10 protein-coding genes are annotated in these 19,906 nt (G+C 66.1%); 9 read left to right on the forward strand and 1 reads right to left on the reverse strand.

From position 1 onward, the window contains the following. The first annotated feature begins 181 nt into the window (after positions 1 to 181). Both BLP83_RS16690 and BLP83_RS16695 read left to right on the forward strand, forming a co-directional pair. On the forward strand, positions 182 to 1,684 hold the full coding sequence (locus BLP83_RS16690) for a DNA recombination protein RmuC (RefSeq protein ID WP_091245517.1): 1,503 nt from the start codon (positions 182 to 184) through the stop codon (positions 1,682 to 1,684). Positions 1,685 to 1,864: 180 nt separating this feature from the next. Then, positions 1,865 to 2,557 (forward strand): MBL fold metallo-hydrolase, encoded by a 693-nt coding sequence (locus BLP83_RS16695; RefSeq protein WP_091245519.1) that lies wholly within the window; start codon positions 1,865 to 1,867, stop codon positions 2,555 to 2,557. A 348-nt stretch (positions 2,558 to 2,905) separates the two neighbouring features. Here the strand turns inward: BLP83_RS16695 and BLP83_RS16700 are convergent, their stop codons facing one another. Next, on the reverse strand, positions 2,906 to 5,326 hold the full coding sequence (locus BLP83_RS16700; protein WP_176764256.1) for a choice-of-anchor D domain-containing protein: 2,421 nt from the start codon (positions 5,324 to 5,326) through the stop codon (positions 2,906 to 2,908). Positions 5,327 to 5,467: 141 nt separating this feature from the next. Here BLP83_RS16700 and BLP83_RS16705 point away from each other — a divergent pair, with 141 nt between their 5' ends. From BLP83_RS16705 to BLP83_RS18465, 7 genes are all read left to right on the forward strand, one after another. Then, positions 5,468 to 9,961, forward strand: coding sequence for an ATP-binding protein (locus BLP83_RS16705; RefSeq protein WP_143006747.1), 4,494 nt, complete (start codon positions 5,468 to 5,470; stop codon positions 9,959 to 9,961). A gap of 403 nt (positions 9,962 to 10,364) precedes the next feature. After that, positions 10,365 to 11,633, forward strand: a complete 1,269-nt coding sequence (locus BLP83_RS16710; RefSeq protein WP_176764258.1) for an FG-GAP repeat domain-containing protein — start codon at positions 10,365 to 10,367, stop codon at positions 11,631 to 11,633. Positions 11,634 to 12,282: 649 nt separating this feature from the next. Continuing rightward, positions 12,283 to 15,360: a LodA/GoxA family CTQ-dependent oxidase gene (locus BLP83_RS16715; protein WP_218121266.1), complete on the forward strand. Its 3,078-nt coding sequence runs from the start codon at positions 12,283 to 12,285 to the stop codon at positions 15,358 to 15,360. A gap of 13 nt (positions 15,361 to 15,373) precedes the next feature. Further along, complete coding sequence (locus BLP83_RS16720) at positions 15,374 to 16,600, forward strand: NAD(P)/FAD-dependent oxidoreductase (protein ID WP_176764259.1); 1,227 nt, start codon at positions 15,374 to 15,376, stop codon at positions 16,598 to 16,600. Between the two features lie 108 nt (positions 16,601 to 16,708). Further along, a complete protein-coding gene (locus tag BLP83_RS18460; protein ID WP_143006748.1) occupies positions 16,709 to 17,962 on the forward strand; it encodes a HEPN domain-containing protein in 1,254 nt (417 codons plus the stop codon). 253 nt (positions 17,963 to 18,215) lie between these two features. Beyond that, positions 18,216 to 18,785 (forward strand): hypothetical protein, encoded by a 570-nt coding sequence (locus BLP83_RS18790; RefSeq protein WP_176764260.1) that lies wholly within the window; start codon positions 18,216 to 18,218, stop codon positions 18,783 to 18,785. Between the two features lie 338 nt (positions 18,786 to 19,123). Continuing rightward, a complete protein-coding gene (locus BLP83_RS18465) occupies positions 19,124 to 19,408 on the forward strand; it encodes a hypothetical protein (protein WP_143006749.1) in 285 nt (94 codons plus the stop codon). Positions 19,409 to 19,906: the final 498 nt, after the last annotated feature.

A 19,906-nucleotide genomic window follows, 5' to 3' on the forward strand; every position in this document is an offset into this window, starting at 1 on the left:
TGACGTGCATCCGCGCCTTGATCGACGGTGGCGGCTGCCTGGCGCGCGGTCATGCCCGATCTTCCCGCCTCGCGCCTGCCGCCATTCGACAGCCAGCGGGGCCGGAGCGATGCACCGCCTTCGCCAGCCCTCGACCCTGGCGCACTAGACTGTCGGCCCTCGCACCACGCTCTGGCTTTGCATGCCGCTGCTGATTTCCATCGCCACCAGCATTCCCCCGATCGCGGCGAGCACGGCCGCCCTCGTGCCTGGCTGGGCCTTGCTCGCCGCCGGGGGGGCCCTGCTCGCCGCGCTCGCACTTCTGGCCATCCTGCTGCACAGAACAAAGCGCACGCAGACCGACCCCGCCTTGCTCGAACGCCTCGCCGCATTGGCCGCCACCGCCGAGCGCACCGAGCGCGCCCTGCGCGAGGAGCTGCGCGAAGCGCGCAGTGAGGCGGCCGAGCAGCAGTCACGGTTCGAAACCCAGCTGCGCGCCGCCCTGGCCGAGGGCAGCCGTGCCCAGGCCGAGCGCCTCGACACCTTCGGCCGCGGCCTCGATGCCGCCGCCCTGCGCTCGGATCAGCGCATCGAAACCCTGCGGCAGACGCTGTCGGACGATGCGCGCAAGAGTCGCGAGGAATCGGTGGCCGCGCTCAAGCAGTTCGGCGCCTCGCTGGATGCGCGTCTGCTGACGCTGACCCAGCACAACGCCGAGCGCATGAACGAAGTGCGCGGCACGCTCGAAGCCAAGCTCAAGGAACTGCAGACCGACAACGCGGCGCAGCTGGAGCGCATGCGCGAGACGGTCGACGAGAAGCTCAAGACCACGCTGGAAACCCGACTGGGCGAGAGCTTCAAGCTGGTCTCCGAGCGGCTCGAACAGGTGCACCGCGGCCTGGGCGAAATGCAGACGCTGGCGCAGGGCGTGGGTGATCTCAAGCGCGTGCTCGGCAACGTCAAAACCCGCGGCACCTTCGGCGAAGTGCAGCTCGGCGCCCTGCTGGAGCAGATCCTGAGTGCCGAACAGTACGCCAGCAATGTCGCCACCCTGCCGGGCAGCAGCGAGCGCGTCGAATACGCCATCCGCCTGCCGGGCAGCACGCCGGGCGCGCCGGTGTGGCTGCCGATCGACGCCAAGTTTCCGCGCGAGGACTACGAGCGCCTGCTCGATGCGCAGGACCGCGCCGACGCCGAGGCCGCCGGCGTGGCCGCACTCGCGCTCGAACGGCGCATCCGCGACGAGGCCAAACGCATCCGCGAGAAGTACATCGGCCCGCCGCACACTACCGACTTCGCCCTGCTGTTCCTGCCCACCGAAGGCCTGTACGCCGAGCTGATCCGCCGCCCCGGCCTGTTCGAGGCCCTGCAGCGCGACTACCGCATCACGCTTGCCGGGCCGACCACGCTGGCGGCCTTGCTCAACAGCCTGCAGATGGGTTTCCGTACGCTGGCGATCGAACAGCGCAGCAGCGAGGTCTGGCAGATCCTCGGCGCGGTCAAGAACGAGTTCGGCAAGTTCGGCGAAGTGCTGGAGCGCACCCAGAAGCAGATCGACACGGTCAGCAAGAGCATCGGTGCCGCCGGCGTTCGCACCCGCGCCATCGAACGCAAACTGCGCAGCGTGGAAACCCTGGAAGGCGCCCCCGACCTGCTGCAGCTTCCCGCCGACAGCGACGACGACGCCTCGGCGCCGGAGGACTGAGAGCATGCGAGAACCATCCGCCTACTGCGGCCGTCTCTGGCCGCCCGTGTCGGCAGCGCGCTCCGCGAATTCCGCGGTCATTTGGCTCGCCAAACTCCCTTGAATTCACGTCCCGCGCTTTGCCACTAACGCCCAGAGACGCCCTCGCTACGGCGTCTGGGTCTTTTCACAGGCTCTGAGATGAACGCCCAAGCCAACCCTCCCGTCGCGGTCGAAGTGCTGCCGGTCACGCCCTTCCAGCAGAACTGCTCGCTGATCGTCTGCCAGCGCACCAAGAAGGCCGCCCTGGTCGACCCCGGCGGCGAAGTCGACCGCCTGCTCGCCGCGGTCGCCCGTCACGGCGCGACGCTGGAGAAGGTTCTGGTGACGCACGGTCATCTCGACCACTGCTCGGGCGTGGCCGAGCTGCAGCAGCGGCTTGGCGTGCCGGTCGAAGGCCCGCACCCGGACGATGACTTCTGGATCCAGCAGCTGCCCACCCGCGCCGCAGAATACGGCTTTCCGCCGGCGCAGGTGTTCACGCCGGATCGCTGGCTCGCGCAGGGCGAACGCGTGCAGGTGGGCGCGCTCGAACTTGAAGTGCTGCACTGTCCCGGCCACACGCCGGGCCATGTGGTGTTCTTCCTGCGCGAAGTCGGCCTCGCCTTCGTCGGCGATGTCATCTTCGCCGGCAGCATCGGCCGCACCGACTTCCCGCTCGGCAACCACGCCGACCTGATCCGTTCGATCCGCGAACGTCTCTTCGCGCTGGGCGACCGCGTGCAGTTCGTGCCGGGTCACGGCCCGGTGTCGACGCTGGGCCGCGAGCGCATGAGCAATCCGTATGTGTCGGATGCGGCAGTGGGGCGCGTCCGGTCGGGGCAGGTGGACTAGCGGCCTGTCGAAAATCTCCCCCTCTGGACGTTCTTCCAGTCGGCGGTCGTGGACAGGTCCGTGCCGCCTGCTGACGCGGTACTCGCTGGCGCGCGCGCCGTGGCGACTCGGCTCCGCTTGGCCAAGCGAGCAGGCTGTTTGCCAACAGCCTGCTCGCTGCGCGAAGCGGAATACCTTGTGGCCGGCAGAGTGCTGCCGCGTGCACGCCCACCCAGCCTGCAGTTTCAGACGCTGTACCAGGCGATCTCTTCAAGGTCGACGGGCTGGCGAATCCGCTTTTGACGCGCGACCCGCCGCGGCTGCCTCCGATTGCGCGCACGATGTCCGTGGACGGGCGCGGCCCGTGCCTCATTCGAAGCCGTTCAAGAACACCTCATCGGTCAACACCACGCCGGTTCCCGAGAGCGTCACGGCGTCGGGGCTGGTGGGTGCGTCCGAAGGCACTATCAGCTGCGCGGCGCGCGCGCCCAGAGCGGCGGGTGTCATCGTGATGCCCAGACTGCAGCTTGCCCCCGGCGCCACGGTCTGGTTCGAGCAGGTGTTGGCGCCCAGTGCGAAGTCGCCCGCATCCGGGCCCATGAGGCTCAAGGTGCCCAGCATGAGCGGAGCACCGCCGGTGTTTTCCAGGGTGAGCGTCTGCGCTTCCGAACTGCGGCCTAAAAACACCTCGCCGAAGTCCACGGCAGTCGCCGACATGCCCAGCCCCGACTGCACGCCGACACCGTCCACGGCCACCACGTCGGGACCGGAGGGGGCATTGGAAGGGACACCCACCGTCGCGCTGCGTGGCCCCAGCGCGGCCGGCGTCAGGCTGAGATCGAAGCTGCAGCTCGCGTCCTGGGCGAGGGTCCGGTGGGAGCAGCCGTCGTTGCTCAGCCTGAACTCGGCGGCATGCGCGCCGCTGAGGCTCAAGGCACCGAGCTCCAGCGCCACGACATAGCCGGTGTTGGTCACGGTGAGGGTCTGGGTGGCCGAGGTCTCGCCGAGCCGCACGGCGCCCAAGTCCAGCGAGGCCTGCGAAAGCGTCGCGACCGGCAGTTCGCCCAAGCCGGTGAGGCCGCCGTAGAGCACGAAAGCGCGGCCGCGCTCATTGGAGCTTGCGCCTTGACCGGGACCGCCAATCACCAGATCGTCGACACCATCGCCATTGAGGTCGCCGGCGCCACGCACGTCCTCGCCGCAAAATCCAAGGTTGTAACACCCCTGGGCGACGAAGCCGCGCATCCCGTCAAACGGGGGAAAGAACGCCGGATTGTCCGTCGCGTCGTAGATTTCAGTCAGCTCGCCGCGGGTGCCGAACAGGATGTATGCGGACCCCGTGCCCGAACCTACCCCAGCGCGCCTGCCCGTGATCACCAGGTCCGCAAGGCCGTCACCATTGAGGTCCCCCGCGCCGCTGACCGCATGGCCCACCTCTGCGGAGCCGTTTTCGACGCCTTGAATCTTGAAGGCGTACTCCGCGTTGAGGAGGCCAAGATGCACGTAATTCGGCTGCGTCGCCGGATAGCCCTGATCGCTTCCCAGCAGGACATAGGCCGCTCCCTCCAGCCCCCCGGCCATGTCCGTGCGGGCCAAGGGTGCTCCGATCACGAGGTCGTCCAGGCCATCGCCGTTGAAGTCACCGATACCCCCCACGCTCCTCCCGAACCAAAGATCGGCGGAGATTGAGAAGCCGTCTTCACCGTTCAGGGCGGACGTTTCGAGAACCGCCGGGAACGGGTTCTGACTGCCGTAGATCACGTAGGCCAGACCGTTCAGCTGCTCATTGGGAGGCGGCACGACCTCTCCGGGTGCGCCGAGGATCACATCATCGAGGCCATCGCCATTGACATCGCCGGCGGCGGCGACCGCCCAGCCCAACTGGCTATTGTCGCCAGTGGCTGCGATGGCAAAACCGTTGCTGCCGTCCAGATCCGCCAGCGACAGCACCGGCGGAAAGTTTCCCTCGCGGCCGAAGACCACATGGGCGCGTCCGGTCGCAACCCCCTCAATCTCAAAGTACGACTCTCCAAAAACGAGATCACCGTGTCCGTCGCCGTTGATGTCACCGGCTCCGCTTGCGGTGAACCTCCAATTGCTTTGCGAGCCGGCGGCCAGAATCTTGAAACCGTTGCTGCCATCCAGGCTGCCCAGCGGCAGCACCGCCGGGAAGCCGTCTCGCCTTCCGAACACCACATAAGCCGGTTGGGTCAAATAGGGACTGATTCCGGCGCCGACGAACCAGTGCCCCGGCGCGATCATGAGGTCATCCAAGCCATCCCCATTGACATCACCGACCCCGCTCACCCACTTGCCGGCGAGGTTGTTGGTCTCGCCATCCATACGGAAGCCGTTGCTGCCATCCAGCGTCGAGGCGTCGAATACCGAGGGGAATCCCTCCCGGAGCCCGAACAACACATAGACCCGGCCCGCACTGTCGGCGCCCTGCGGCGGGGGGAGTTCCCTGCTGGCACCGACGATGAGGTCTTCCAAACCGTCGCCATTCACATCGCCGGCGGCGCTCACCCCCGTACCGAAGCCCGAATTCACGCCGCCGAGCAAGAAGAATCCGTTGCGGCCGTTCAACTCGGTATCAAGGTTCAATCGCGTCGCCGGGAAGCCGGCGAGAACGGCGTTTGACAGTCCAAACGCCAGTGCCACGATCGCGGCTGCCCGTACCAGCCATCGGCGACGCTTGGCGTGCAGGCGTGGCGCGCGGTCGAGCGGTGACCCGGGAGTGGAACTGGCGTCGGAGACGCGGGCTGGCGAGCGGGCGGATACGGTGTTCATCGGGCACTCCCGGGAGGGATCTTCTTGAGGACGTAGGCATTGCGACGGTAGGCGGATCGGGAGGCTCATGGCTTGACCCGGTCCGGAGTGGTCGGGGGGTCACGGCCTTGTCCCATCGCAGGCGCGTGAACGCAGGCCGTAGTGATCGCGACCGGCCGGCGCAGCCCGGCGCACTCGCCTGCCGCGACCTGCGCCTCCAGGGCGGCGAGTTCGTCAGTCAGGGCCCGCGAGGGGCTGGGTGTTTGCGGCATGCCGTTCATGTCTACAGGCTGCCTGTCGCGCGTTCGTGGCACTCGACCGGGCGTTGCGGATGTCCGACCGCAGGTTGCGAATGCAGGCCCGATGCGGTGCCTGGCGTGGCGGAAGCCCTCAGCGCGGGCTGTGAAACCGAGGCTCCGCAGGATCGGGCCCGCGAGTGCTCCGTGCCGCCCGGGCGAGCCGGCGCATGCGACGGCCTCGCGGCCACCGATCAAAGCCCGGCGGACTCTCCGCGTGGCCTGGGGCACTGTGGTGCGCCGGTCATCGACTAGCATGTCGGCCTGCCATCGGGGCCGGGGAACGTCAGCGGTGCGGATACGAGTTCAGCTTTTCGGCCTGTGCCTGCTGCTGGCGAGCGGGCCTGCGCTGGCCTCCGGCATCCGGCAGCTTGTCGTCCACCCAGGCTGGACCGCTCAGCGCTGGGGCGTCGAGGACGGCCTGCCCGTCAACTCGATCAACGCCTTGCTGCAGGACGGCAAGGGTTTTCTGTGGTTGGCGACCATGGACGGTCTGGTGCGCTTCGATGGCCTCCGCTTCGAGGTGTTCAACAGCCTCAACTCGCCCGGACTGGCCGGCAATCGGCTGTTGGTGCTGAAGCGCGATGGCGACGGCGCGCTGTGGATGGCGACGGAAGACATGCGCCTTGTGCGCTACCACGAGGGGGCATTCCGCACCTTGGGGCGCGAAGACGGCCTGCCGCACGAGTCGGTCATCGCGCTCTCGGTCCGCGACACGGCGGTCTGGGTGGGCACCTCGCGCGGCGCCGCGCGGTGGACCGGCGCCCGGTTCGAAGCCCTGCCCGCCCCCGTGTGGAGCGAAGCCACCACGGCGGTCCTCGATGCAGGCGCCGCAGGGGTCTGGCTGGGCGCGGAATCGGGGCGTCTGCTTCATCTCGATCCTGACGGCGGACACGCAACCACCGAGGCTGGCGGACGCATCTGGCAGTTGGAGGGCGACGGCGAGGGCGGGGTCTGGATTGCCCATCATGCGGGACTGGCACGGTCGACCGGCGGGGGTGCTCTGGTCGAGCTCATGCCTGGCTCGGCCGTGCAGCGAATCGTGCGGTTGGGCCCATCGCTGTACCTCGCTGGCACCGAGCGCATCTTGCGGCGGGTGAACGGAAATCCGTCCGAACTCGGCGGGTGGTCTCTTGGCAGTGGACGCGAGCGCCTGGCGGCGCATGGGCCTGGCGGAATCTGGCTGAACACCGAAGACGGCCTGCAGCTCGACGACGAGTTGATCCTCAGGCCCAGACTCGCGATCAACGACTGGATCGTCGATTCCAGCGGCAGCCTGCTGGTCGCGACGGCCGGCGATGGCCTCTATCGGCTTGGCCCCAATGCCTTCGAGCGACCGAGCGGACCGCTCGAACTGCGTGAGGCGGCGACCTATCCCATCGTGACGGCTGGCGACGGCGCGATCTGGGTGGGCACCCTCAAGAACGGGGTGTACGCGGTGTTGCCCGGGCGCAAGGAGGCCAAGCGCATTGCGGCCAATTCGGCACCGCGAGTCGTCTACTCGGTGTTGCCGGAGCACGGCGAGAACGGCTGGGTGGCTGGCGAAGGCCTGTGGCGAATCGATCAGGGGCAGGCGCATCAGCAAGGGGTTCCGGGGCCATTGAAGGACGCAAGCATCCGGGCGCTCTACCGAGATCGTCTTGAGCGGATCTGGGTGGGTACCGATGACGAGGGCGTGTGGCGCCTGACCGAGGGCCGATGGCAGTCGATCGCCCTGCCGCCGGGCTTGGGCAGCGGGCGCGTGCGGGTCATTGTCGAACGCGGCGATTCCATCTTCATGGGTAGCAACGGCAACGGGCTGCTCCGCTTCCGCGACGGCATCGGCTTTGAGACGCCCGCCGCGACGCTGCCCGGACGATTGATTCGCGCACTGCACTTCGATGCACGCGGCCGCCTGCTGATCGGTACCGAAGATCGCGGCCTGTGCCGAATGGAATCACCCGGAGCGGAGCTGCGCTCGGCCCAGGTCCACTGCCTTGATCGGCGCGACGGCCTGCCCCATGACGGCATCCATCAAATCCTCGCCGACGGCGAAGGCCGCCTCTGGATGAGCACCAATGGCGGCGTGTTCTCGGTTGCCGCAGCCGCACTGGACGCCGCCTTCGAGGGTGGCCGCGTTGTCGCACGGCTGCTCACCGAGACCGAGGGCATGCCCGACCGCGAAGCCAACGGTGGCGTGCAGTCGGCGGGAACGGCTGCCCCGGACGGCCGGCTGTGGTTTCCCACCGTGAAGGGGCCCGTCGCGCTGGATATCGGACGCCTGGCCCAGCCGCCCGCGCCCCCCATCGCCGTCATCGAACACCTGACCACAGCCGATGGCGCCAAACGCTTTGAGAACGCGCCAGTCGCGCTGGACGCGGGTGAGCGCAGCATCAGCCTGCGCTACACCGCCGCGGACCTGTTGGCGGGCGGCAGCGTGCAGTTCGAGACGCGCCTGATCGGACTGGACAGGGACTGGCAGGACATCGGCACCCGTCGCGAAGTCGATTACACCAACCTGTCGCATGGGGCCTACCGCTTCGAGGTGCGCGCCCGAACCGGGCCGAATGACTTCGGGCCGATCGCCTCCCTCGATCTGGAAGTGCCGGCCTTGCTGCATGAAACCACGGCGTTCCGGTCGCTTTCCGCACTGCTGTTGGCGCTGCTGGCACTGATCGGCTGGCGCTGGCGCGAGCAGCGCCAGCAGCGCAGCCGCCTTCGACTCGAGCAGGAGGTGGCCGCGCGCACCCGCGAACTCTCCGAGGCCACCGCCGAAGCCGAGCGCGCGCGCGACCAGATCGCACGACAGGCCGAGCGGCTGGAATCCCTGGATCAGGAAAAGCGTTCGTTCTTCGCCAACATCAGCCACGAACTGCGCACGCCACTGACCCTGCTGCTGGGGCCGCTGGAACAAGGGCAACAGGACCCGCAGGCCATGATCGAGCAGTGGCCGCTGATGCGACGCAATGCGCGCCGCCTGAACCGTCTCGTCGAGCAGATCCTCGACCTGCAGCGCATCGAAGGCGGCAGCCTCAGGATCGAGCCCGAGCGGCACGATCTGGTCGAATGGACCCGTTCTGTCGCATCGCTGTTCCAGCCGCTCGCGCAATCGCGCGACATCGCTCTTCTGACAAGCGCTCCCGACGACGGCGCAATGGCCTGGTTCGACGCGCCCCAGATGGAGAAGGTGCTGGGGAACCTGCTGTCGAACGCGATCAAGTACTGCCGCCCGGGTGACCGCGTGGACGTCAGGGTCGTGCGCGAGGGTGAGACCGCCAGCGTTGAGGTCGTCGACACCGGACCGGGCATCGAGGCCGAGCATCTGCCCCGCTTGTTCGATCGTTTCTACCGGGCCATGCCCAAGGGATTCCCCATCGAGGGCACCGGCATCGGACTCGCCCTGGCGCGCGAGTTGATGCTGCTGCACGGCGGCGACCTCACCGTGCGGAACGCTGAGTCCGGGGGCGCCTGCTTTACCGCCCGCTGGCCGGCGCGCGCGAGCGCGTGCGACGCACAGCAGCCGGATATCGAGGCGCCCTCGGAGCCGGCCGTGATCCCGGCCCCGGCCCCGGCGCCTTCCCACAACGAATGGGATCCCGCCGATCGGCCGCGGGTGCTTGTCGTCGATGACAACGCCGATCTGCGCGAGTGGCTGCGACACAGCCTGAGTGGGCGCTATGTGGTCGACGTCGCCGCCAGCGGCCGGGATGCGCTCGCCGCGCTGGAGGCGCATCTGCCCGACCTTGTCGTCACCGACTGGATGATGCCCGACATGGACGGCATCGAACTTCTAGAGCGCATGCGCCGCAGCGAAGTGTTCGACGGGCTGCCCGCGATCGTGCTCAGCGCGCGCGCTGAAATCGGCGATCGCATCCGCGGCCTGGATTCCGGGGCCGTCGCCTACCTGCAAAAGCCCTTCCGGATCGATCTACTGCTGGCCCAGATCGAATCACTGCTCGCGCTGCGGCTGCGTTTGCGGCGCGCCTTCGAAGCGCGGCCGGTGGCATCCGCGCCCCCCGCAGCCGCCAGCGAAGGCACGTGGCTGAGCAAGCTTCGCGATGTCATTGACGCGGAACTTCACGATCCCGGCTTCAGCGTTGAATGCTTGGCCGAACGCATGGCGATCGGCCGCACCGGACTGTTCCGGCGACTCAAGGACGAGACCGGGCAGAGTCCTTCGGAACTGTTGCGTGAAGCGCGCCTGCTTCGTGCCGCGGGATTGCTGGATCAACGCGCCGGCAGCGTCAGCGAGATCGCCTATGCCGTGGGCTTCAGCAGCGTCGATGGATTCACCCGCGCGTTTGTCGCGCGCTTTCGGCAGCGTCCGTCTGAACGCCTGGAACAGGCCCGGCAAGGATCGGCGTCGATCGACGGCCGCTAGGACCGCGCCGAAGCGTTCGTGTGCTGCGCGCCGTGGCGGGCACGCCCGCGGATCGAGCATGCGAAGTTGGATCCAAGCCCAGCGAGCACGCCAGGAACGTCACCGCGGAGCGGCCCATGCAGCCCGGACCTGGGCCGGGCTCGCGCGCCCGGATCAAGGCCGGGAGCGGCCTGATCCACCCTGCCTGAAGCATGTGCCCTCCGCTTCGTCGCGGGCTCCTGCGTCTGCCGCCGGCGATGCGCTTCATCAGCACGGATCGGCCCCTTTCAGGCCTGTTGTCGATCGCTCAGACTCCCCGCCGGGTCACGCCTCCGCGCATCGTGCAGGGGGCGCGCTGGCCCGACATTGGAGATTCTCAACCATGCCTGCAATTCCCCTTCGATGGACTCTTCTGAGCTTGCTGATGACCCAGGCCGCTCATGCCCAGGTCGACATCTATGGACGACCGCTGTTCGACGGCGACCGTCCCAATCGCTGGACGGTCCCGGGCAGTGCGGCCGACGTGGTGCCCGCCAACGCCGAGCAATGGTCCTTGGAGGCGTCCGAGGGCTTCTCGTTTGCCGCGGCTCGCATCCATGCCACCGGCTCATGGGCGGAGGCCGTGGCCATCGGCGATCTTTCGGGTGATGGCCGACGGGACATCGCGGTGGGCACGAGCTACTACTTCGATGCGATCAACGACTATTCGGTGCACCTGTTCCGCCAGGGGCCGGACGGCGTCCTGCACCCGCGCGAGCGCTTCAGCTACGAAGCCAACCAGCGGGCGAACCGCAACTCGATCGGCATCCTCGATCTCGACGGACAGAACGGCCTCGATCTGCTGGTGGGCGGCGCCTCGGGGCTTTCGGTGTTCCTCTCCACGCCAGCCGGCGGCTTGTCGGCCCCGTGGCTGGCCGACGGCGGGCAGCAGGCGATGGAGCTGGAGATCATGGATCTGAACGGCGACAGCGCAGCCGAGATCGTCACTCTCGGCTGGTCCGATGGCGGGCGCATCTACCACCCGACCCGGGCCACCGGCGTGTTCCACGCCTGGCCCTGGAATGCGACCGTTCGCGGGTACAACAGCATGGCCAGCGGCGATCTGGATGGCGACGGCCGCGCCGATGCGGCGGCCGTCAGCGGTCAGGGCCTGGGCGACAACGTTCACCTGTATCGCAACAACGGCATCGGCGGTCTTGACCTGATGAAGAGCATGAGCGCCACGTGCGATACGAGCTTCCGCAGTGCCGGCGGTGTTGGCATTGGCGATGTCAACGGCGATCGGATCAACGATCTGGTGATCTCCGGCGGCGGCAACGGACAAACGGCCTGCGTGCTGGTCTATGCCGGCACCGAGAAGGGCGGATTGGCAGCGCCCCTGCGTCTGCCGGCGCTGGATATCCCGGGCACCGTGCGAATCGTCGACCTCAATGGCAACGGGCGCCAGGACATCGTGGTCGCCCACGGCAGCTGGAACGCGATCGGCATCTACTGGCAGCGCCCCGACGGCAGCCTGTCGCCTCAGCAGCTGGTCCCCCTGCCGTTCACCAGCAGCATCGACGCCGACGGGCTCGCTGTCGGGGACTTCACTGGCGATGGCTGCAACGACATCGCTGTGGCCGGCGCGACGACCGGGTTGATCACGCTCCACGGAGCTGGCTGCCGCAAGCCGCGTGCGCGGATTCGATTCTGAGGATTGGCACCGGGGGCGCATGCGCCCCCGGTCTCTCTCCTGCAAGAGCCGCGATTGGGGATTCGGGATTCGTGGAGCGACGCGCCGCTGCGACGCGGCCTTGTCCCCAAGCCGTCGGGCTGTCTCCGCTGCGTCCATAAGCCTGCCCGCAGGCGATCGCTGACTGCGTTTCGAGCTTACCCAGCGTGTCGCGAGCGAGCTCGCTGCTGCAGGCAGCAGCCGTCACGTGGCCGGGCCCCACGAAGCTGAGAGCAGCGCAAGCCTTGCCCGTTGGGGCCAGGAGAAGCATTCACACTGAGGCGCGAGTACGCGCCAGCTTGCGGGGCAGGAGAGCCGCCGCTCTGCCCCCGGCCTGACAGATCTGACAGGTTGACCGACTGTGATGTGGCTCGCACTCTGCGGTCGGGGAACAGGGGGCGCGAAGGCGCAACGCAGGGGCTGCTTCGTCAGCGCAAACGGCAGCTTTGGCAGCGTCCGCACGCAGCACGGCCCATGCGGCTGCGCTGAGCCATCGGCGCCGCAGGTCTGACGCGCATCGGGCGCACGCCAATTCCTTTCTTCCCGCAGCGACGGCCTTGGACCGTCGCGCCGTCGCCGGGGCGATGCCCGGTCATGCCACGCCTTGCCGGCGCGTTACTGGGGAAGATCCATGTCGAGCTCGTCTGATCCATCCGCAGCCTCGCCCGCTACACCCTCGTCAAACTCAGGCTGCACCACGCCGATCCGCCTGCCGCCGGTGCTGCCACCCGAGCCCTGTTGCTGCAGCGATGACCCCATCCAGGGCCTCAAACAACTCTTCGTTGACTACTTCCAGGGCCGCGGCATGGCTGCGGGCCGCGATCCCGCCACGCGGCCGGTGTTCCTGCGTCTGCACGGCGCGGCGCAGGGGCGCTTCATCGTCGATCCGGATCTGCCCGAGTCACTGCAGGTGGGCGTGTTCAAGCCAGCACGCGAGTACCCGGTGTGGGTGCGCTTCTCGGCCGATGTCCAGCCCGGCGCGCCTGACCTCAAGGGCACCACCGGCATCGGCATCAAGCTGTTCGGCGTCGAGGGCGAGAAGCTGCTGGCGCCCGATCAGCACGCGCTCACCCACGACTTCATCCTGCAGAACCACGACGTCTTCTTCGTCGACACCGCGCGCGACATGTGCGAGTTCACCTGCGCCTCGCTGCACGGCAAGGGCGACCAGTACCTCAAGGACCACCCCATCACCCAGCAGGTGCTGGATGCGATGGAAAAGGTGGTCGACTCCGCGCTGACCACGCCCTACTGGAGCGTGCTGCCCTATGCCTTCGGCGAAGGCCGCTACGTGAAGTACAAGCTCGAACCTTTGGACGCCGCCGCCCCCGACGCGCCGCCCGACTTCAACGACCCCTTCTATCTGCGCGCCGATCTGCACGCGCGCCTGCGCCGCGGCCCGGCGCGCTTCCGCTTCCTGGTGCAGCTGCGCACCGACGACGCCGCCATGCCGCTCGATGCCGCCACCGTGGCTTGGAGCGAAGCGCTCAGCGCGCCCGTGCAGGTCGGCATTCTGGAGCTGCCGCAGCAGGACGCCGGCGCCCGCGGCCAGTCGAGCTACGGCGAGAACCTCGCCTACAACCCCTGGCATGCGCTGCCCGAGCATCGCCCGATCGGCAGCATTTCCGATGCGCGCGCCGTGGTCTATCGCGCGTCGTCCGAGAACCGCCGCAACACCAACGGCGTGCCGCTGGCCGAGCCCACCGTGCCGCGCCCTGGGGAGTACGCGCCGGGTGTGCCGTATCCGGCCGCGGTCGACACCCGCATCGTGCGCGCGGCCATCCATCCGGCGATCGGCGTCGCCCGCGTCGGCAACAGCGAGCACGACTTCTACCTCGCCCCGCAGGTCGCCGAGCCGCCGCCACAGGCGCCGGGCTTCTACCGCGACGCCACCGGCGCCTTGAAGCGCGAAGCCGCGCAGTTCCGCATCTACGGCTACAACGCCGCGGGTGAGGTGGTGCGCGAGCTCACCGCCGACTGGGCCGACATCGCCTGGACCGTGCACCTCGCCAACAGCAAGGCCGCCTGGTACCAGTGGCAGATCGCGATGGACATCCCCGAGGCCGCAACGACCGTTCTGCCGCTGCGCAACGCCAAGGTGACCGAGCGCAACACGCTGGTGATCGACGCCGGCCCGCAGCGCATCCATGGGCGCAATGCCGCCGCGGTGGACTGCAGCGGCATGTTCACTGGCGTACCCGTCAAGATCGGCGAGCTGCGCACGGATGCCGAAGGCCGGCTGCTGGTGCTCGGCGGCCATGGCGTGTCGGCCTCGCCCACCGGCACGCCGATCTTCATCCCCAGCGACGGCAACTCCTTCATCAACGCCGACGGCTGGTACGACGACACCTGCGACGGCACGGTCGAGGCCACGGTCAGCATCGAAGGCCGCGCCATCCCGGTGGAGTCGGCCTGGGTGGTCACCGCGCCGCCGAACTACGCGCCGCAGGTCAAGGCCGAGCGCACGATGTACGACCTGCTGCACGATCTCTACGTGCAGGCCGGCTGGCTGCCACCGCCCGCAACGGTGTCGTTTACGCAGGACGTGTACCCGACCCTGCAGCGGCTGAGCGGCCTGCAGTGGGTGAACCAGGGCTTCGCCACCCTGTTCGGCCACGGCGGCCGCTTCGACTTCGAAGACCCCGCGCTGATCGAGCGGCTGTGCAGCCTGCCGCCGCCCAACAGCTTCGACCCGAACACCGAATTCCGCCGCCAGATCTTCAACAGCTTCCGCCCGCCGACGCCGCCCGACGGCAACCAGATGCCCTGGCCCTGGCTGTACGGCGATGCGATGGAAGTGCCCGCGGGCGAGAGCCCGCGCCAGAACGCCAGCGTCAGCCAGACCCAGTACAACCTGCTGCAGCGCTGGGTGGCCGGCGACTTCGTCAACGACTGGGCCACGCGGCCCGCGCCGCCTGCGAGCATCGATGACGTGCCGCTGGCCGAGCAGCCGGCCATGCTCGATCGCGCGACGCTGGAGTTCTGCCTGGCCGATGCTTTCCACCCGGGCTGCGAGATGACCTGGCCCATGCGGCATCTGACGATGTATGCGCGGCCCTTCCGCATCCGCCGCCGGGCGCCGGGTGTTCAGCCGCCGAACTACGGCGCCACACTCGATCAAGCCACCACGCTGTCGGCCAACGGCCCGCTGCACGCACAGTCGCCCGGCGACATCAACCGCTGGATGGGCCTGCCTTGGCAGGCCGACACGGCCTTCTGCCGCGCCGGCTACGACACCGCCTACGACCCCTTCGCGCCCACCTTCTGGCCCGCGCGCGTGCCCAACCACGTGCTCACCGAAGCGGACTACGCGGTCGTCATCGACAGCGCGCAGCCGCGCGAGCGCCGTATCGAGGCCTTCGTCAACCGCACCAACTGGAACAAACCCCTGCACGGCAGCACCGCCGGACAGATGGAGCAGATGGTGCAGATCTTCGGCTCGATGGGCCTGGTGGAAGTGCGCGAGGGCGTGCAGGGCGACCCGGCGTTTCCGTCCACGATGATGGTGGCCAGCTACGGGCCGCAGGTCGCGCCCGCGGATGCGACCAGCCTGCACGCGGAAGCGCACCCGCCGATGCTCAAGGCCGCCGCGGCCGAAGCGCACCCCAAGCTGGGCACGCGCGCCCTGCCGCGCGGCGCCAACTTCGCCACCCACGAAGAGGCCGCCGCCGCACCGTTGCCGGTGCGTCACGGCCCGAAGCGCCGCTGAGGTTCCAGCCTTGGTGACGACGGTCGATGTCGCCATCGCCGGCGGCGGCCCGGGCGGCGCCGCTGCCGCGATTGCCTTGGCCAAGCAGGGCCAGCGCGTGCTGCTGGCCGACGCCGGCACCGGCCGCTGGCCGCGCATCGGCGAAGGCCTGCCGCCGTCTGCACGCGCGCTGCTGCGCGAACTCGGCGTGCTCGATCAGGTGCTGGCCGAGGGCCACCGCCGCAGCCCGGGCACCGTCGCCTTCTGGGGCTCGGACAGCCCGCACACCGAGGACAGCCTGTTCGGCCTGCACGGCGACGGCCTGCAGCTGGACCGCGCGCGCTTCGATGCCGGCCTGCGCACAGCCGCGCACACAGCCGGCGCACAGGTGCATGAATGCGCACGCCTGCGCCTGCTGGCGCGCGGCGATGCGTACACACCGCACACGGTCGAACTGCGCATCGGCGAAGCCGCACCGCAGCGCGTGCAGGCACGCTGGCTGATCGACGCCAGCGGCCGCAGCGCCACGCTCGCCCGTGCCCTCGGCGCGCAACGCATCGCCCACGACCGCCTGCTCGCCTTCCACCAGCGCCTGATCGGCGGCGCCGTCACCGACCGCGACGGCCGCACCTGGGTCGAATCCGTGGAGAACGGCTGGTGGTACAGCGTGCTGCTGCCCTCAGGCGAACGCCTGATCGCATATCTGAGTGACTTCAGCGGTGAAGACGGGGCAGCTGAGCGCGGTGCGTTGCTCACCGGTGAGGGCCTGTGGGATTCGCTGCGCTTAGCGCCGCAGCTGCATGCGCTGTGTGCCGAGCACGGCTGGCGGCCGCATGGGCCGGTGCAGGGCGCTGATGCGAGCAGCACGGAGCTTGATCACGCCGGCGGGGAGCGTTGGCTTGCGGTGGGTGATGCGGCGATGGCGTTTGATCCGCTGTCTTCGAAGGGGATTGCGAATGCGCTGTATACGGGTGTGCGGGCTGCGGGGGTGATTTGGGCGAGCGAGCGGGGTGATGCCGATGCGGTCGGTGGCTACGCTCGGTATCTGGGGGAGATACATCGGGTGTATCGGGAGCAGTGTCGGGGGTTCTATGCGATGGAGGGGCGGTGGGCCCGGAGCGCGTTTTGGCGAACCCGAGGCCAAACTCCTCCGGGGGGCGCGGGCGTAGCCGATCCGAATCAATCTGGTTCAGTGTTGACCAGAGGCGGCAGAACCCTTCACGACCGGCACTGCAGACTTATCCCCCGCGTTGAGCCATAGCGTCGCCGTCAGATACGGGTTTTCCGCGGAAGTCGCCTTACAAACGTTTGAGGAAGATGCGCTCTGCCCCAAGTTCTTCGTTCGCAAGTCAAGAGTATCGGAGCCGCGATGGCCACAAAGTCTCCAAACAAACTAACTGATTCGCCGATCTTTCAAGGACTGATCAAGAAACTTGTCAAGCAAAAACTGGAAAATCCATGGTGGGACCGATGGGAGCCGGATCACTCCACTGAAGTTGCCCTGGAGGATGAGATTAAGAATAAGTGTCCAGAACTGCTCGGGACAATCCATCTGGAGGATATGAATCGATTTATAGCAGATTCACTGTTGGAAATCTTTCCAGAGATGCGACCTCTTCCGGCCCCGATTCCTGGCGGAGCACAATTCTCGGTTGATGTCGATGATGCGGCGAGAAAGATATCGCAAAGGCTCTCAGATCGACTTGGAGTCGCCGTCTTTCGATATCCACTCTTTCGCGGTTCATTCGAAGGCTCTGGTCTTTCCCATGACTTTGGCTCACTGGGCTCGATCCTAGTATACAAAGGCAGCTCAGCTGGGGAGGGCGTCGAGGTATCCTCAACAGCCAAGCCCAAATCCTTTGCGGTCCAGGTCGAAGTTCATGGATTTTTATTTGAAGGGGCGTCGGCGCTGACTTCCATCGCTTCTGAACGAACCTGCGCGTTGTTGGTCTTCTTGTGGCTGACGCATTGCGTTAACTTTCATAAAGGGAGGCCAAGGATAGCTGATGGGTCATGGAAGCCGTTGGCATTCCTTAGCGGTGATTCTCTGGATTCTGCAATCGACCTGTCCCGCGATCAGAACGGTTTGGCCGACGCCGAAAGACTGTGTAGCTGGTCGTTGTTTAACGATTCCACCATTACCATCACGATTGGTCTTGCCAGAGCCCCGCAACACTCAGTCTCTCCCATTATCGACGCGAAGACTCTTGGTGATTCGTTCAACAGACTTGCCGAGGAAGACGCCGAGCGTTTTAGAATAGCGTTTCATTTCTTTGCCTCTTCCATTACCGCATCTACTAGCGCCCACGCTATCCTCAATCTATGCATCGCTTTGGAGTGCGCGCTGGGTTGGGAGTTAGCCAGGGGGAAACACTGGAACGCTCAAGATAACAGGGGAAGAATAGAAGCCCGCCTTGAGACCTCTATAGGAGGTGAAATGTCAAAGCGCGTGAACGCGAAGAAGTTCGTAACGAAGCTATTCGAAACTAGAAATTCAATCGCGCATGGGAAGACGTCAAGCGCGGTCGAGGCGGAGTCGCTGAATCTTCACCGCCAGGGTATCGAGTACTTCAGGCGTTCATGCCTGTTTTACATCAGGCACCTGGCGCAAACACGCCGATAGTAGCGAAGCTGCCCTGGCAGGCTTTCGCAAGAACTCCGGAAAAGCCAAAACGCGAGCCCGGGTTCAGGTCCATCTTCGCAGGGAAAGGGGTCAGGTTCCTCTTCTCCACAATATTTAATGAGCCTGCCCCCTTTTTTCGAAGGGGACTAACAGTCCTTCCAAGCCAACACTGCTTCGAAGCGCGGCTTAACTCGGATTAATGTTCTAAACAAAAGAAGCTCGGCATCCCACAGCATCCAGAAGGCAGCGAACTGTGAAGTACATTGAACTTGGCGAGAAGCTCGAACTCTCCTTGTCTTCGGACGATATGGACTTGTTGCAAACAGGCATCCTAAGTCAGTCCATGCATGACATCCTCAATCACGTCGCAATAGCTCTATTCGAGGAAGCTAACTTAGAGGCTGAACAGGCAGGCCAACCAAAGGTCCTTGAGCAAATCCCTCAGAATCTCACGCGAGATGACGTGCTTATTCGCGCTCGAATCTCTGGCGTCCGACAAGGCTCAGTCGTATATGAGCTAGCACCTGTGATTGCCGCTGTTTTTAGCCTTCCGGGGGCGGTGGCCGTTTGCCAGAACCTTGTGTCCAACGTAATTTGGGCGGTCGCCAGGTACGGGGTCGAGGTATCTGGAATTAGGGTAAGTCACTCTGGCCGAGGCAACGCTAGAGGGGTTCCTTCAACTAGCGGACGGAAGCGCATTCGTCCGAGGGTAGAGAGGCTGATCAAGCACCTCAAGGAGGCGAGCAACGGAGGCAAAGTCACCATAAAAAGTGGTGACGAGGAGCTTACGATTGAGTTCTTCGGTTCCGACCGAAACAGCTGACTGCGCTAGGACTAGCCGCGGGAAAATGCTTCTACAATTCCAAAGGGGCGGCCTTGGACGAAAAGGGGGTCACGACAAAAGGGGGTCAGGTTCACTTTCTACTGAACGAGGCACAGGAGCACGCGGGAGCGCGGGGCAGAGTCCGCTTTCCTAGCAACGCACAGCGAATCGGACAACCAGCGCAGTCTTGCGCGCGAAAAATTCACTCTGCCCCTGTTTCCTATCTGTTTCCTATCTGACGCACTTTTTTGGATGGCAGCCACTCCTACGCCGCGAGAACACCAGCTTGCATCAGATTCCGTCAAACTTTCCCGAAATTTGCCTGAGTAGGACGCGCCATGAAGCCCCTGAAAACAAGCAACTGGCTAAGTGAGAAAAGAAGGTGGGAGCCGCTGTTTCTGGTTGCTTGCATTTCAATTGCTACCGCTGCGGCATTAGTTTATCTTGATCATTCGAGTGGCAAGCTGCCGATTTCCGACTTGATGGAACTTTGCGCCTATGCCCTTGGCCGGGCGATAGGCATCGCGGTATTTCCAATAGTCACATGGCCATTTTTCAGGGGTAGTGTCGCGCTATCAGTCTTGGCGATTTCTGTTCTGATTAGCTTCCCTCAGTTTATGTAGCGCAGAAATGGAGGCCAAAAACGGGGTCAGGTTCACTTACCCGCTCAAGAACGGGGTCAGGTTCACTTACCCGGTCGCGTTCCTTGATCTGGCCGGCCGATGTGCCGGCCGAACGCTGGCGAAGCGCTGGGTCTTGGCTTCGACCATCGCACGAAAGTCGTCGCGGCCGTAGGCGCGCTGCTGCTGCAGGTAGAGCCGGATCGCGGCCAGGTCTTCGTCGCTGATCGCCTCGGAGAGCAGGGCGCGATAGTGGTCTGCACCGATCGCTTGCTGGACGGGGTGCGGGGTCAGCCGAAAAGGGGGTCAGGTTCACTTTCTACTCGAAAAGGGGGTCAGGTTCACTTACCTGCTTTCAAAAGTAAGTCTCACCCCAATCTTCTCCAATTCTTCTCGGAAAGCTACTGCCGAACTCATCGAGTGCCAAAAGCCTGTCAGGGCGGATACGGGTGCTCTGACTTGAAGGTGAGACCTAGCTCTTCCATGGAGGGGATGGCTAAC

Source organism: Aquimonas voraii, from assembly GCF_900101825.1.
Taxonomy (GTDB): domain Bacteria; phylum Pseudomonadota; class Gammaproteobacteria; order Xanthomonadales; family Xanthomonadaceae; genus Aquimonas; species Aquimonas voraii.

Coding starts and splice junctions, on each gene's coding strand:
- BLP83_RS16690 (WP_091245517.1), top strand. CDS start 182: ATGCCGCTGCTGATTTCCATCGCCACCAGCATTCCCCCGATCGCGGCG.
- BLP83_RS16695 (WP_091245519.1), top strand. CDS start 1,865: ATGAACGCCCAAGCCAACCCTCCCGTCGCGGTCGAAGTGCTGCCGGTC.
- BLP83_RS16700 (WP_176764256.1), bottom strand. CDS start 5,326: ATGAACACCGTATCCGCCCGCTCGCCAGCCCGCGTCTCCGACGCCAGT.
- BLP83_RS16710 (WP_176764258.1), top strand. CDS start 10,365: ATGACCCAGGCCGCTCATGCCCAGGTCGACATCTATGGACGACCGCTG.
- BLP83_RS16715 (WP_218121266.1), top strand. CDS start 12,283: ATGTCGAGCTCGTCTGATCCATCCGCAGCCTCGCCCGCTACACCCTCG.
- BLP83_RS18460 (WP_143006748.1), top strand. CDS start 16,709: ATGGCCACAAAGTCTCCAAACAAACTAACTGATTCGCCGATCTTTCAA.
- BLP83_RS18465 (WP_143006749.1), top strand. CDS start 19,124: ATGAAGCCCCTGAAAACAAGCAACTGGCTAAGTGAGAAAAGAAGGTGG.